Below are 15,917 nucleotides of genomic sequence, written 5' to 3' on the forward strand. Positions count from 1 at the left end.
TAAGTAATTTGATTGTATCAATAGTTAAATCTTTAATAAATCGCATTTTTTTGACCTTCTTGTGACCAAGAAGATATTTTACATTACTATTTCCATAATATACAATTTATTTTGCATAGGTACTTAGATGACGAATCTACTGCCCAACTCATCGGAGAGTTTTATCAGAACTTGAAAAATGGTCTAACTAAAGCTGAGGCATTAAGACAAGCACAGTTAAGCCTAATATCCAGCAATAACTACTCCCACCCATATTATTGGGCGGCTTTTATTCTTGTTGGTAGTTGGTTTTGAGCAATTGTCAGTGGAAGCATAAGTTGTCTGTCAAAACCTGTTTATGCTTCTAATTGATTTTGGACAACTTATGCTTCTAATTCCTTGATTCTACTGTGAAACTAGAGAGCTTGTCAAAAAGTGGGCAATAAAAATACACTTAATTAGATTCTCCAACGAGTGTTTAGGACAACTTATGCTTCCACTTATGGATCAGTTTTCGTCCCACTGACAGCAATAGCCGCAATTTCTGCTCCAGCTTGTGCCTTGGCTAATTCGTCGGTATTGTTCAGTTTTTGGGCTAACGCGATCGCACTCTTGTATGCACTACTAGCAGCAAATACTGAATTACCCTGTAGGTAGCGTTCGCCTAACAATCGATAAATAGCTGGGTTTTGAGAACTTACTTTAGTTCGTGCAGATAACACCGCAATGGACTCATCTATCAACCCTTGTCCATTGTATACAGCATCCATATCGATCGCCAATTCATCTGGGGACTCTTGCAGAGTTTGAAGACGCTTGATTGTTGTCGCTACCTGCTGCGCTCTGTCTTCTGGTAATAACACCAAGAGACTCTGACTTGCAATGAACTTCTCTCCTCGCTTGGTAATTATATTTACGTCATAAACATTTCCCGTCTGCAATGCTGGCTGATCTTTCGGGTATGGTAATCGCGTATTTGGAACTGACAACGACCAACTTACTCCTATGCCCTCTACTTGCACTATGTAGCTACTAGCTCCCGGTGTCGTAGCCCAGGACAGCATCGGACGGGGATTGATACTCGTAACTCCGTAAGGGGTAATTAATTTCGGCGCATCTGGATCTGAGTTTGGTCCTTTAATATTGATGCAATTGTGTTCATTTTGTAAACTACAACCACTTTTCTCCCTTGCAGAAGGCGGTAAGCATTGAGCGCCAATAGTGCCAGCAGAAACTTGTAAAATACTTCCCCTTAGATAGCAAAAAACTTCTACTGTAGCCCCTGGCTCTGGATTAATTTGAGCTGACTTACAAACTTTGCTCAATTTTGGCCAATGGCGATCGCCTTCGATGATTTTGGCAATTGGCTCACATCCACCAGATTGGAAATTTTGTGTTGCTATCCGTTGAGTTTGTCCCGATGCACCCAAATTTGAACATAACAATGTTGATGCAATTGCTGCTACTTGAATTGGGATACACTTTTTTGTTCTATTTGCTGATTTTAGTACAGTCTGCATCACATTTATGAGATATTCTCTAATCAGATAAGTAAGTCGGCACAATCAAAAAGCAGGGGAGATCGCGAGCAAGGTAGCAGGGGGAAAAATCACGCCACTTGCAGGTGAGGTTTGTGCCTTTAGTTCCCCCAGCTAATAGCTAATAGCCCCCTGCCTCTTATCAAACCAAACTGTGTGAACAAAAGTAAACTCCAGTCAAACCCTTTTTCCCCCAGCTAATAGCTAATAGCCCCCTGCCTTATCCCAACGATAATTATTTCCGCCGACCTACTTAATTATTAGTAGCTTAACCAAATTCAAGGATTTTCGTCAATTTCAAGAAAAAATCCTCTGTAATATTTTCTGCCTCCATCCTTGCACTTCTGGCAGAGATGAATTTACACTATTTTCCATTAAGCAAATCTCCCAGTATGCTTGTGCATACTTGAAATCACCTAATGCTTCTTGTGTCTGTGCTAACAAGCAATAAGCATCTACTCTTTGAGGATCTAATTTCACCGATTTTTGTAAGTATTCTTTGGCTTCTGCAGAACGCTGCTGCTTAAATCTCGCCCAGCCTAAATTTTTGTACAACCCAGCTTGCCATTTAGGATAAGAAGTGTATTTTAATCCTTCAACTGCAAGTGTTGCAGCCTCTGAATATTTCCCTTGTCTATTTTTCAACCGTGATAAATTGCTGACAGCATTCATTGCTTGGTTGTTACTGTACTGAATTGCTAATTTATACTGCTGCTCTGCTAGGTCGTATTGATCTTGTTCGTCGTAAAAATTTCCCAAATTATAGTGTACTTCCCAACCGTCGGGTCTGAAACTTAAAGCTTTTTCATAGTTGTCACTTGCACACTTCAAGTCTTGTATCTGCTGACAAGCTACTGCTAAATTATTGTAGATTTTTTCATTTTTTGGATTGTATTTTGCTGCTAATTCATAATATTTTCTCGCGACTTTTGGCTCATCCTGTTGCCCAGCTTGATAAAAGTAGTAACTAGATAAAGCTAAATAAGTTCCTTGAGAAATAGCAAAAAGTATTACTACAAATAATCCGCTTCCTAACCATTTAAATAAACTAGATTGAACAGCTCGGTTTAGCTTCAACTTCAACGGTAATTCCTGCAAACGCTGTAAAATTACTTGTGTAGATGGTGGACGTTTCCCTGGAGCCGGAGACATTAATTCATCTAACAAGTCAGCCAAGGGTTTTTCAATCTGTCGTGCTTTATTTCTCCAAATAAGTCTTGTTGTTTTTGGGTCTGTTGGCAGATTAATTACATGACTTCCAGTTACTAAATATGCTAATGTTCGCCCTAAAGCATAGAAATCTGATTGCGGTAACGCTTGCCCGTTAATTTGTTCTAGGGGACTAAAGCCAGGCGTTACAATTGCTGTAATTTCATGATGACCAAGCCCCATATCATTCCCCCCACTTCCACTAACTTTCGTTAGATAAGTACCAGTTACTTGTCGGACTGCACCAAAATCAATTAAGCCCAACTGACCATCAGGTTGAAGAATAATATTGGAAGGTTTAATATCTCTATGAAAAAAACCACTCCGGTGTACTTCATCGAGAATTTTTACTAGTTGTATAAGCCAATCCAGAGCTAAAGCTTGAGAGATTCTTCCATTAGCTTTCGCCCATTCTTCTAAATCCTGCCCCTCAAATTTCTGCATGACTAAGCAATGCAGTGTCCGATAACTTTTTTCAGGAATAACAGTTAATAAATCGTCTATAACTCTAGGAATCCCTGGATGGTCGAACAATTGAAGCGTCAGCGTTTCTCGTTCCAATAACTCGATTTCTTTAGATTCCTGCGATTTCAAAACCTTCATTACCTTGTGGATGCCTTTATCGTCCACTACTTCAAAAATTTCTCTATTGTAACGGAAGTCTAAAGGGCGTAATGGCTTAATTAACCTAAACCGATGCTCAATCAGCAGTTCCGTTCCGCAATTAAGGCATCTCATGCTATCATCAGGGTTTTGTCGCTGTTTACACCTAGGATTTATACAATAACTCACACTCTTAAGTTAAGAATATAATTAAGCTGATTTAAAATCATAAACTGTATTTTGAACTAATTTTAAAGCATAGCTACAAACATACTTTATAACTTGAGGTTCTAAACTCAACAGTACTTCTTTACTATCATTAATTTCTTGCTCAATTAAAGAACGTGTATATAAAGCCTCTATAGCTTCAAGTACTTCTGAGGTTGTTACCTCATTCTGTTGTCTCTCCTTAAATTGTTTAAGTAATCCGGTCAATTCAATTGAATTACCAGACTCTTTAGTTAGTTGTTCTGCTAAATGGAACATAATCTGTTTCTCTAAAATAGTTAGACGACCTTTATCTTCAAACAATTCATCTAAACTATCTTGAAATATATCTGTCATCAATACAGTCTGAAAATTTAAAAATTTCTCTACACTTCCACCGCAAATTTTTTGAATTTTATCCGCTAAAATATTTAAAGATAAAGGATTTCCACGATAAGTTTGAATTAAATCTCCCCACTTATCCTCATCAGTTAAACCGTGGAAACGAAAAATTTCTAAAGCTTCCTTTCCCAAACCTTCAAGTTTTAACGTCCTAACTGGTTGTCCCTTTTTTTGTAGGCGATTAAAATCAATAAATGGTTCACGGCTGGTTAGTAGGAAACAACTTTGATGCTGTTCCTCTATCACTCTATTAAAGAACGTCCCATACTCTGCATAGTGCTTACCGTAGGCATTTGAACTGGTATTTCTATCTCCCTGCAATAAAGACTCTGCTGAGTCTAAAATCACCAAATAACGACGTGAACGCAGGTAGTCAAACAATTTAGATATCCTAGCTTGGATGGATTCTGGTAAATCTAACTCCTGTTTTTCTGAATAAGCTAAAATTCTAAGCAGGTCAGCAACTAAATCTGTAAGTAATGGACTATACGAAATTGATTTCCAAATAAAACCATTAAACTCATACGACCCCATACGCAAAGCTTGAACTAATTTAGCAACTAAAGCACTTTTCCCAATTCCTGCCGTCCCTATAATTGCTACACAACGCTCTTGAGCTATCAATTCTTTTAGCATTGCTAGTTCAGGAGTTCGACCGTAAAAATTAGATATTTCAGGCAGATTTCCTGTGAGTATGGGTAGATCACCAGCAGCTTCATTCCATTTTGCTGGTTCCTTATCAGGTAGTACTATCTGTTTTTCTACAATCCCCCGCAGTCGTTTCTTAGTGACTTTTTCTCCATTCCCTAATATCCCTGTTAATAGTACCCACAGTTTAGGTGCTACACGCCGCTGCAAAAGATTAATGTCATAGAGACTATTTTCTGCTACGTCCTTGTAATCCAGATCAAGCCAAGCTGATCTAAGCACAATTTTTTCTGGCTCCTCTAGCCACCTACCTTGTTTTCCGAACACTAAGTCATCTATGATTTGGATAGCTTCTTTAGCATTCACCTTTTATTAAGCTCCCTTGAGTGCTGTTTTTTATTAATTTCACAAAAGAAAAAGTATACACTTTCTCGCAGATGATATTTTAAAAAGCTTGCATAGTCTACTATCCCCTATTTATACAGCAATACAGTTCAGTTGGGAGCAGTGCGATTTTGTAGGTTTGGAGGCAGCAGGCAGGAGCTAGAAACTTTTTATAACTGAGTATGCAAAAATATTTATGTCATTGCCAACTGAAACTAAGCAGTTCCAAATTCCAAAGCCTTGCAATTACTTCGTTTCGCTTCTCTGCGAGACTTCCGCATAACTTGCTTCTTTGCAGGAGTACACTACACTCGCAATTACAATGTCAGTAGATCACAAACTTTCAGAAACTCAGGCAATAATAAGCGTTTTAGCCATCGGGAATTTTTGGGAAGCAGCCTTGGTTTCAGCGCGATGTCTACGACGGGCTGCGCCTACGCTTTGCTCCCAACTTACGGTCTCGCCTGAAATGCTGATTGATCGCTGATTTTCTAGTGTCTGGGTGTTTTGTTGAAATGTCCATCTGGCACAGGTCATAAAAAACTTTGTGATCTACTGAATGTATATTTAATTTGGGATGACTACTTATCTGATTTTGAGTCCTGCATTTTCTACCTCGCTTACTTGCAAACTTCTGTATGTATATTTTAGCCTTCACGAATCTTAACAGTTGGAGTTGCTATTGTATTACCATACTGCTATATCTTAGTTGAAGTACGTACTAAATCTATAAAAGTTTTAGGAGATTGCCAAAGATAGTATAATTACGCAAGAACTCAAAGCAACGCTCAAAATTAAACAACTCTAAGTAGGCGATGTTCAATATATTCAGATCACTTTTTGAATTTGACTGTAACATCTGCATCGCTCTATTTATATCAAGCTTAAAGTCTGAAAGCATTGAGAGCTAAGATAACCAAGCTAATCAAATGAAGGAAAATATGAAAGTGAGAGCATCAAAAAATCTAAAGCACAAAGCGCCACTGAGGAGTAAGCGCTTTGTCTGTTCGTAAAATTCATCCTTTTTTTTAAAGAGCGGGGTTGATCTCGAAGGAACAAATAAGTGGCATTTTTAGTTTGGCGACTTTGATTCCACTAAATTTGTCCGAGAGTTTTTGCCACGCTGCAAACTCTATTATAGAGTTGCCGCAGAACTATTGCAAGTTCTTACGGTCTGTTTTTGGTGTCGAAATTTGAAGTTTCTGTAACATTAAGTTTGATTAAGAAATATCCCGAATTTTGTAGCCAAAAGAAGTAGCAGCGCGAATAACAGTTACCAGTTATCAAGTATCCGCATTATCAGTTGGGAATAGAGTCCCAATACTGCTCGGTTCCGAAAATCAAATAGGCTGAAAGCCTTGAAATATCGTTGTCTATAATGGCCAAAAGAGGCAAAACCTACGCAGTATTGAGTAAAGTCCAAGATTAGATAACTGTTAACTGTTGACTGATAACTGATGCAACCCCCTCTGAACTTGAAAAACCAACAATTCAGGGGAATATACCGTGTTTAGCAGAGAAATTGTCCAGAATAATTTAGCCATAGACCGCGATCAAATAGCGCAACATTTAGAAGCGCTGGGCTACAAGGGAGGAGATAGAGTCTACCTGCGGAGTTTTTACCCCAGCGATGACCCACGTAAGAATGAGGATAAAGGCAGGAGTGCAGAAGTACGCAATCTCAAACAGCTAATCAGGACAGTCACCGCTTGGCAGTCAGATGGCAGAGGTGTTTACTTAGTAGTCAACGGTGGTGGACACAGTGACAAAGATGTGACCAATTGCCGCACCATCTTTTACGAGCATGACAATCTCCACAAAGAATTGCAACGGGAATTGTGGGGATCGCTAGAACTGCCAGAACCCAGCTTGCAGATAGACACAGGCGGGAAATCAATTCATAGCTACTGGATATTAAATGAACCAATCAGCCCAGACTTATGGCGGGGATTGCAAACTGACTTATTAGAGTATGCCGACGGCGATCGCAGTTTAAAAAATCCATCACGGGTAATGCGGCTGGCGGGGTGTTGGCACTTTGGAGCAAATAACGTACCTAACGGGCAAAGCGCAATCATTCTCAAAACGGGTATTCGCTATGGTTACGACGAATTAAGGACAATTATCCCTCAACAGAAGGTAGTTACTCCGTCGATTCCACTATATATATCAAGTGGTGACGTGCCGCTCTTATGTTGCCTAACCAAAACAGACAGATCATTAATTGACAGTGGAGCAGGTCTTGGAGAAAGAAATAGTTTTGGTGCAAAACTTGCACGTAACCTAATTGGCACAGCTAACCGACTAAGCCACCTGGGGCATAGATTTAGTGGAGAACCCAGAATATTATTTGATGAATACTGCGCTCGTTGTTCTCCCCCACTTGATAAGAGGGAAGCTTCTTCAATTTGGAGGTCAGCCCAAAAAGATAACCCAACTGCCACACTTACAGACGAAGCCTTAGAAAACTGTATAAAATCGTGGCAGCGACAACAGTCAATTAATTCTCAACAATCACAGGTTAATGACAGAAAAACAGCAAGTGTCACCGGTGACAGTACTAAAAATGTTGACAGTTCTAATCGAGTCCCAGACATGATTACATCAACTGTCAACACTGTCACCAAGATTCTGTCATCTGGGTTAACTGACTACGAAGAAACGCAAAAGTTAGGAGAGATTCTAGATAGTACATTTGTCAAAAAAGCTGCGCTTGACCAAATAGTATCTTCAGTCAGAACCAGAATGGATGAAGTCCAGCCCGAAGATGAAATCCGGCTGGATAACTTGATTAACTGGCATAATGCCAAGTTGGATTTTAATAAAGCCTTGCCCAACATGGCAGCAGACATAATCCACGATGCAGAAATCCTCAACATTGAGCCGATAGTGATTTGGCAACCATTACTGGCTGCGATTCTGTCACTGGTGGGCAAGCGATTGAAGTTAAATGTGGAATCTCATTCGATCCCCGCGATCGCGTGGACGGCCACAGTATTGGAATCAGGGGGAGGAAAAACCAGAGCCGACAGTTTGGTGCTGACACCAATTAAACGCAAACAAATTGAAGCGCGTAGACAGTATGAGAAGGAAGTAAAAGCTTATCAAAATCGGCGTGATGGTGAAGAATCCGCTCCCTATCCGTTGGAACGTAAATATATGTTTGAAATGGCGACAATTCAGGCCGTCACCAAACGATTGTCAGAGCAATTTGATAATGGTGTGCTGTGGGCGAGGGATGAACTGGCAGGTTTATTCAAATCCTTTGGACAATTTGGCAAGGGAGAAAATGAAGGGTTAGAATGCTTACTCAAACTCTGGGATGGTGCGCCAGCCCAAGTTGACCGAGTAAGCCAAGTTGACTCTTATGTAGTAGAAGAAACAGCCCTCTCACTCACGGGTGGGATTCAGCCTGGAATGTTCCGCAAAATCTTCAAAGATCCAGAAGATTCACAGGGGATGCTGGCACGGTTCCTAGTCGCCAAAGCTAACGCACTCATGCCAAAGCGCGTAAAAGGATACTGTGTATTAGCTGAAAAGTTACCACCTTTTTATGACTGGCTGGAGAATTGCCCAATGGGTGTAGTCAAGCTATCAGCCAGCGCTGATGCCTATTATACAAAGCTATGTCAGGAAATTGGACAACTTGCATGGGCAACTACACAACCAGCAATCAGGGCGTGGATGTTTAAACTGCCAACGCAATTATTGAGAATTGCCCTGGCTTTGCACTTGATCGACTGTTATTGCGATCGCGATTCTAGTAATTTCTGGCAAATCCAAACAGAAACATTATCTAGAGCGGTGTTATTCGCCCAATACTACCGCAGTGCTTTTCATGTGGTTCAGGAAATAACTACCGAAAGTGACGATATTAGTTCTGTGTTGCTGAAAATTTGGGATGCAGCTCTCACCAAACACGTAGATGGAATTAGCACTAGAGATGCTTACAGAAATATTAAAGCAATTCAGTCTCGTGCCAAAGAGGCATTCAGGAATGTGACTGCCTACACTGCTGAACTGTTCGGCAAACTAGAGCAGATGGGGAAAGGTACGGTTATCAAGCTGGGTAGACAAATTAAATTTGTAGCATTTTTATCCCCAAATAATCCACATCCACCAGACCCAGTCGGGCAGTCACAGGAATTACCAATCAATACCTCTGTCCCAGAAATATTCTCCCCCAATTCAAGTAATAGTCTTAATGATGGTGACAGTGTGACAATAGCTGGAATTCCTGAACAGCAAGGGAAATCCCTGTCACCAGTAGATAGACTGTCACCGGTGACAGTTCCAGAAGATGCAAATTGCCTCCGTAGTGAGAAAGTTATTATTGAAACTACACATTCGTCGGAAATTGCTGGCAATGCACTCTCCGATTCCCTAGAGTCAAAAACTGACCAGGGCGTGGGTTTTGCCTCGGTCGGTAAACTTGACCACTCTCACCGATGTTCGCCAGTAGTTGAAACTGTCTTAAACCAGTTGAAAGAACCGGAAGCATCCACGCCAGAAATTACTCCATGTGCAAGGGTGCGGGTTAATTTCCCTGGGAGTAAGCAACATGAAAAAGTTGGGGTTGTCGCTAGGTTTGTTTATGAGAATGGGGTGAAAAAAGCTGTTGTCATCTTGGAGAACATCGAGTCGGAACTAAAGCATTTTCTCTGCCCACTCCCTGGCAATGAACTGATGCGATTGGAGGTGATACCATGCTGACTTTAGATAGAGAACAAACATCAGCACTTGATTACAGCAATCTCAACAGCAGTATCAAGGAAAGCTTTACCGCCATCGACCGATTCGAGTCCCAGGCAGTGGATGAAATTCTGATGATGCGAGAACAGCAGGTGTACCTAGACGCTGGGTACAAAACTTTTTCAGAATACTGCCAAAGCGAATTATCCGCCTGGGGCGGTTATCGGAGGATTAATCAACTACTGGGGGCAAAGAAAGTCATTGAGGCAGCTGGCGAATTTGGTGAACATATTAAAAATGAGCGCCAAGCCCGTCAACTAGTACGGTTAGCCAAGGAACCAGAAAAACTTAAAGCTGCTGTAGCTCTTGCATTGTCAGAAAACCCCTCACCCAGTGAATCAGATTTCGCTGCCGCCGCTAAAAAATTGGTTCCTCCAACACCACGCAAAAAAGTTCAGGAACCATTGGTTCCTGAAAATATTGAAAGCATCGCATTTCTCAAAGAGCAACACAAGCTTGAGTTAGAGCGACTGGAGCAAGATATCAGGATTGGCTTGCAAGTTGAGGCTACCGCCAGAGCCGAAGCACAGGTAAAAGAACAACTCCAATCCTTACAACAACTGTTCAAGCAGCAGAAGGAGCAAAACATCCAGTTGCAGCAGCGGCTAGTTGAAATGGAGGGTTTGAGGAAACTGGAAACTGAGAATCAACAGCTACAGCAACGTATCCAGGATTTGGAAAATGCCGTACAGGAACGCCCTGAGCAACAGTGGGGAAATACTCTTAACAAGCAGGCCACTAAAGCGTTGAACAAGGAAGTTAAGCGCTCGCTCTCAAGAACCATCGATCTGCGAGCGCTTGCAAAAGAACCACCAAAAGAGAATGCCACCGAATGCTTACGCTTGATGGGTATGGCTTTGGGCAATCTTGCTACCGTGATGAACAATACCCAAGCTCTCGCTGCTGCGGCTCTCATTCTGGGGAGTGAGCCGACACCAATTGCGATCGCAACAAGGATGGAACAATTACAAATGTTGCCTGTGGCTATTAGTGATATTAGGGCAGTGCTTGCAAAACCTGGGTGTACGTGGCAGGAGTTTTGGGATGTTGCCCAAGAATATGAGGTAATTAAAATTGACTACTGGGCGGAATTAACTACCCAAGAGATTGATTTAATTGCGGCTCTAGAAAAAGCACAATCACCTCCGGTGATCCAAGTCGGTTCTATCGTTGCTTACGCTGATCCGTACTACACCTTATATAACGCCAGGGGTGAAGTCGTGGAAGATTTTGGCGAAGATGAGGTGCTGGTTGCTTGGGATCATTGTCAGAATGAAGGTAAAAAAAACAAGTAGGTATTTTCGGAACGAGTTGCGATTCTGGCAACCTCAATAGGCTAAAGAGTGCAAGAAAGTGATTTAATTGTTCAGCGACGCCGAATAGCCCGTCGTAGACATCGCTCTTGATCAGTTACGACAAGTCGTGGCAGCAGTCCCGGAATTTTACGCAAAAGCTCTCTGAAGAGGTGTTGCCGATGTCGGGATAAAGCCTACGCCGCGACTGAGCTACGTAAAATTGAGCAATGTGTGCCTCCTAAATTATCAGTTGCTTTCCCTTGAAATGTTGCCGATGGAATTGTAAATGACTTTTTGGGAAAATCCTTATAGTCTTTATCTGGCAATGTCGCTGTCTAGATCAACTAAATGGTATTTCCTGATCTATCACTCCGAGACGAAGTTAGTGTTATTCGCACTCTCATTGTCAAAATTACTGCTGCTCACTATCGGTGAGAGCATCGACAACGCCGCGATCGCACCCCGTACTTGGGATGGTTCCACCTCCAGATAATTTTGCAGTTGCTCCAAATTGCGATGTCCGCTAATTTCTTGGATGACTCGCAATGGAATAGAGGCATTGCTCATGAGAGTAAGTGCAGTTCTCCGACAACTGTGGGTGCTTGCTCCCTCAATGTCCACTCGGGAGCAAGCTTTTCGGAAGATCAGGCTTGCATATTCCGGGTGCAAATGACCACGCCCCCATCGACCAGGAAACAAAAAACCGTCACGGGAGTTTGTCGGTTTGTAAGTAGCTAGGAAGCACCTTAGTTCCTCCAAAATCGGAATGCTGCGGGTAGCTAACTTCCCCTTGCTGTTCCCTTTGCGGATGATCAGCTCTGCTCTGATCCGTCCCTGGCTGTTATAAACATCTTTAATTTTCAAGGTGACTGCTTCATTGACGCGGCAACCCGTGTACAGCATCACCGCACCGAGTGTTCGATCTCGAACTGTGGTCAACCCCGAAGTAAACAGGCGCCCGATTTCTTCAGGCGTTAGGACTTTTGCCTTTCCGTGACGGTCAATTTTCACCCCTTGCACTACCCCCGATGGTTAATCATCCTATCAGCGATTAGAACAAAACAGTTTTAAGGTGATGAAAAATTGGATAAAGCAATCCTCTAAGTGTTTAAGCCTGGGATAAAATCGTTAATAATACAGAATTACTATTAACGCCAAAAAATGACTGACCGTAGTAATACCTATAATTACAACGGTAGTCCCGCAGCCGCAAGTAAAGAATCGCAGGATTTGGCAGAAAGATTCGCTACCGCTATTGGTGAATTTAATTGGCAAACAGATTATTTCAAGTTTTGTGAACTTTTAGAACTGGAGCCTGGCGATTATGCAGATGAGCAGTATCGTTATTTTCAACAGCTTGCAGAATCGCTCACTCGATTCAATGCCGAATCATTGGCAAAAATGATTGATGCGGGAATTGATAAGGGGTAAGAGTAATCCAAAAAATAGCTGGCACTCCTGCGCTCCCAAATGATACTGTCAAGGTAGCGATCAAGGTAGATGACGCGCTCACCTTTATTGGGGACAATCCCGTTTACCTAGACATGAGCCAAACAGGGAAAAACAAGAAACTGGCATCTTTTAACTGTGACCAAAAAATGTGGTCGCAGTTTATCGCCCGTTGCAACTTTTTAGGCACGACAGCAACAGCCACGCTGACCCAATTTATCGAACTGTACTTAGATGATTCTGTAGATAAGCTTGATACAACTGGTGGCTTAAATTTAGATAAACGCCTGGACTGGTCGATTAAAGCAAGTGTTGAGGAGTACAAGGCTTATAACAATAGTAACGCTCACCAGACCAATGAAACGATATTAGCCATTTGCTCAAGACTTGACAAGCTCGAATCACAGTTAAAGAGTGAATCTAATAGCAACCAAAGCACAACAATCCATAATATAGCCGATTTATCACAAAAAGTGGAAGGGATCACAGCCCGAATGACACAGTTGGCTGAGGCAATTATCAAAATTCAAAACTATCTCAACAACCAACAAGGGCGCGGCAATAAATCGTACAACAATTCATCCTATCGTGGGCAAAGTCCGCGAATGCAACCGCTAACAGAAGAAGGTTTATCTACTAGACTTGGTGTGAGTATTGAAACTGTACGCAAAGAGCGAATTAAACTCCCCGCACCGCTTTTTGTAGCATGGTGTAAGGGCAAAGATAGAGCAGGGTTAGGCTGGGAATTTCACGAAAACACGGGATTATATCATCCGGTAAATTAGTCGAGAGCATCCAAATGTTTTTTCAGTGTATATGGGCAAAATAATTCGTAATTCGTAATACCTCTCTTCTCTACGAGAGGCTGCGCCAACGAGACGCTCTTCGCGTTCGACTTCCTTCGACTATTTCCAATATTATATTGGGATATTTCAAGCCCAGAATCTGAAGAATTTCCTAACTAATTATGTTATAAATATTTCAGAAGTTCCTCCATGCAAGTATCAATTCAGAGGGAAGAGGGAACAGGGAACAGTGAAACCCACTCTTACTCATGGTGAGATTGATCTTGTACCAGAGTTGTTTTTCGGGCTGCGCCTCTCAAAGCAATTTTGATTTTTTGACCCTTCTCTACGAGAGGCTGCGCCAACGACTTCACTCAGGGTCAACGGTTCGACTTCGCTCACCGTTGACGCTCGCTTTCAACTCAGCAACTTTTGTTTCTTCTGTTAAGAGTTCCCTGTTCCCTGTTCCCTGCTCCCTGTTCCCTTTTTTTTTGTAAATACTATGCACCCAGTAGAGTTTAAGAAGAAGTGGAAGCTAACTTATGAAGAGATGGCGTTCGTATTAGGATACGAAAGTTACGATACTGTCCGAAGCTGGTTCCGGGGTGGAAAGAAGCATCGAAATCCAATGAAGATTGTTCATACAACTTGCTGGCTTTTGAATGAGAAGTGGGAACGCGAAGGAAAAAAAATAGTTGCGTTTTACCTATAAATATTTCCTAACAGGGTAAAATGCCCCCTTCCCCACCACAAAAAAGGCAGGTATAAATCAGTTAACAGTTAACAGTTATCAGTTAACAGTTATCAAGTATCCGCATTATCAGTTAATTTTTCCCTATTGAGTTAGAGTTCCCCAGAACTCTTGCATGGCGTGTTTGGTGTCGTGGTTAAATCTCCGAGAGAGTTACTGTGACAACTGATAACTGTTAATTGATAACTGATAACTGATTTATACCCACCCTTACTCATAGTGAGATTGATCTTGTACCAGAGTTGTTTTTCGGGCTGCGCCTCTCAAAACAATTTTGATTTTTTGAATGCGTGAATGCGTGACTTTCCCGAACGCGAGTGCGTCCCGCACTTAACGGGCTGACCCTTCTCTACGAGAGGCTGCGCCAACGACTTCGCTCAGGGTCAACGATGAGCGAAGTCGAACCGTTGATGCTCGCTTTCAACTCTGAAAGTTTAGTTGATTCTGTTAAGAGTTAAGAGTTCCCTCTTCCCTTTTTTTCGTAATTAGAAGTTATAAGAGTTTGAACAAAGAGTGAAAATGTGATTTTTAGATAGAACAATGAAAAAAGGAGCAATTGTCTTGACATCGAATAATCCAGTCCGAAAAACACCAACCCAAATTGTAGCGAAAGCAATAGGAAAATTAGGGCGGAAATATCAGCATCAAATTATAGCTGCTGGTACAACTTTAATTATCTGTGGTCAAACAATGCCCTCTTTCGCATTTGGTTTGTTTGCGCCAACTCAGGTAGCCCTAACGTGTATGTTTGCCTCTGCTGGGGCTGCGGGGAACGCCGTAATCAACGCACTTCCCGGAGTGCTGAATGCTGCGATTACAGTTGTGTTGTTCGCTTACTTTATAGTATCGGGAGTAAAGGTTGTTAGTGCAATCGGAGACGGGCAAGAAATTACCCAGATGGTACAACAGCCCATTGGTCTATTTTTTGTGACTTTGATACTCTACATCGGTCAGAGTATTCTTTTTGCAGGAATTACAGCAGCGTGTTAAATGAAGGGGGCAGGGGGCAGGGAGAAAGGAGCAGGGGGCAGGGGGCAGGGGGCAGGGGGCAGGGGTAATTAATTTTCTTTTTCTAGTTCTCCCTTGCTCCCCGCACCCTGCACCCCTTCCTCTTTTTCTCCATGCTTCTGCCAGATTTGCACAAACGGAACGAGATGAACGACGAATTTGAAAAATTTTAGAATAACGTTCTTCAACAGGAAATTTCTTAGATAATTTAAAAATTTTCATGGCTACATCAAATGCCATTTTATATACTTCCAAGTCTTCATGACTTTTTATTGGTTCTTTTTCCATTTCCCCTGCCCCCTGCCCCCTGCTCCCTGCAAGAACTGCCCAAACTAAGAGTTCCCGATTTAATGAAACAACAGCCAGAACTTAAACAAGTTAATCAATCACTAGGTCAAAATGCATCAATAGGGATTTTAACAGGATTCCAATTTGCAATATCTTTATTGTCATTCGGCATCGGTTTTTTCTTAGCCTCTCTACTAACTTTCGGAATAATCTGGAGCATATTAATAGGCGTTTGGGCTAGTGCTACAGTTTTAATTCTATCCGGAAAAAGACCGTATTTATTTTGGTCTAGAGTATTTCCCAAAGTTCCAACATGGTCAAGAGGATACATCAAATACTCTTCACCAGAAGAGAAAAAAAGAAGCTCTCCTAAAAAACTGCCTCAATCATGGTAAAAATCAAGAATCCCCCAAAAAAACAACAGGTATCAGCTTTTGAAGATTTTTTAGATTTGACCACAATAGTTAGACTAAAAAAAGGCAGCTATACAATTTGGACTTTGGACAAAAAAGAAGTGTTCGCGTATGTATTACGCGAATAAATGATTAATCTTGTTTATAGTTACCAGCAAAAAAAAAGCATAGCCACCAGAACCCCAAGGTATAGTAATATAAACTAC

Annotated in this window: 11 protein-coding genes and 2 pseudogenes; 7 read left to right on the forward strand and 6 right to left on the reverse strand. The window is 41.6% G+C overall.

Going from position 1 to position 15,917, the window contains the following annotated elements:
* Positions 1–123 precede the first annotated feature (123 nt).
* Positions 124–294 (forward strand): annotated as a pseudogene (locus LC605_RS24620) (CHAT domain-containing protein); the annotation flags it as partial.
* A 185-nt stretch (positions 295–479) separates the two neighbouring features.
* On the opposite strand, the gene LC605_RS24625 reads toward LC605_RS24620, so the two are convergent.
* The 4 genes from LC605_RS24625 to LC605_RS24640 all read right to left on the reverse strand — a co-directional run bounded on the left by LC605_RS24625 (position 480) and on the right by LC605_RS24640 (position 5,507).
* Positions 480–1,499 (reverse strand): hypothetical protein, encoded by a 1,020-nt coding sequence (locus tag LC605_RS24625; protein WP_229550133.1) that lies wholly within the window; start codon positions 1,497–1,499, stop codon positions 480–482.
* 315 nt (positions 1,500–1,814) lie between these two features.
* Entirely contained in the window at positions 1,815–3,518 is a 1,704-nt protein-coding gene (locus tag LC605_RS24630; RefSeq protein ID WP_369010371.1) for a tetratricopeptide repeat protein, read from the reverse strand.
* A gap of 21 nt (positions 3,519–3,539) precedes the next feature.
* Positions 3,540–4,952 (reverse strand): NB-ARC domain-containing protein, encoded by a 1,413-nt coding sequence (locus LC605_RS24635; protein WP_229550135.1) that lies wholly within the window; start codon positions 4,950–4,952, stop codon positions 3,540–3,542.
* A gap of 369 nt (positions 4,953–5,321) precedes the next feature.
* Positions 5,322–5,507: a hypothetical protein gene (locus LC605_RS24640; RefSeq protein WP_229550136.1), complete on the reverse strand. Its 186-nt coding sequence runs from the start codon at positions 5,505–5,507 to the stop codon at positions 5,322–5,324.
* A gap of 969 nt (positions 5,508–6,476) precedes the next feature.
* Between LC605_RS24640 and LC605_RS33485 the strand changes: the two genes are divergently transcribed.
* Positions 6,477–9,683, forward strand: a complete 3,207-nt coding sequence (locus LC605_RS33485) for a DUF3987 domain-containing protein (RefSeq protein ID WP_229550137.1) — start codon at positions 6,477–6,479, stop codon at positions 9,681–9,683.
* Positions 9,677–11,017 (forward strand): hypothetical protein, encoded by a 1,341-nt coding sequence (locus LC605_RS24650; protein WP_229550138.1) that lies wholly within the window; start codon positions 9,677–9,679, stop codon positions 11,015–11,017. The genes LC605_RS33485 and LC605_RS24650 overlap by 7 nt, the downstream gene beginning before the upstream one ends.
* A gap of 366 nt (positions 11,018–11,383) precedes the next feature.
* Here LC605_RS24650 and LC605_RS24655 read toward each other — a convergent pair whose 3' ends face one another.
* Positions 11,384–12,028: a site-specific integrase gene (locus tag LC605_RS24655; protein WP_229550139.1), complete on the reverse strand. Its 645-nt coding sequence runs from the start codon at positions 12,026–12,028 to the stop codon at positions 11,384–11,386.
* 150 nt (positions 12,029–12,178) lie between these two features.
* Between LC605_RS24655 and LC605_RS24660 the strand changes: the two genes are divergently transcribed.
* The 3 genes from LC605_RS24660 to LC605_RS24670 all read left to right on the forward strand — a co-directional run bounded on the left by LC605_RS24660 (position 12,179) and on the right by LC605_RS24670 (position 14,992).
* Positions 12,179–12,448: a hypothetical protein gene (locus LC605_RS24660; protein ID WP_229550140.1), complete on the forward strand. Its 270-nt coding sequence runs from the start codon at positions 12,179–12,181 to the stop codon at positions 12,446–12,448.
* Positions 12,449–12,615: 167 nt separating this feature from the next.
* Positions 12,616–13,251 carry a hypothetical protein gene (locus LC605_RS24665; RefSeq protein WP_229550141.1) on the forward strand — a complete coding sequence of 212 codons (636 nt, stop codon included), beginning with the start codon at positions 12,616–12,618 and terminating at the stop codon, positions 13,249–13,251.
* A gap of 1,291 nt (positions 13,252–14,542) precedes the next feature.
* Positions 14,543–14,992, forward strand: a complete 450-nt coding sequence (locus LC605_RS24670; protein WP_229550142.1) for a hypothetical protein — start codon at positions 14,543–14,545, stop codon at positions 14,990–14,992.
* Between the two features lie 120 nt (positions 14,993–15,112).
* Here the strand turns inward: LC605_RS24670 and LC605_RS24675 are convergent.
* Positions 15,113–15,298, reverse strand: a pseudogene (locus LC605_RS24675) (four helix bundle protein); the annotation flags it as partial.
* Between LC605_RS24675 and LC605_RS24680 the strand changes: the two are divergent.
* Positions 15,244–15,693, forward strand: a complete 450-nt coding sequence (locus tag LC605_RS24680; protein ID WP_229550143.1) for a hypothetical protein — start codon at positions 15,244–15,246, stop codon at positions 15,691–15,693. The pseudogene LC605_RS24675 and the gene LC605_RS24680 overlap by 55 nt on opposite strands.
* The last annotated feature ends 224 nt before the right edge of the window (positions 15,694–15,917 follow it).

Origin of the sequence: Nostoc sp. CHAB 5836, assembly GCF_020829445.1 — a bacterium.
Classification (GTDB): domain Bacteria; phylum Cyanobacteriota; class Cyanobacteriia; order Cyanobacteriales; family Nostocaceae; genus Nostoc.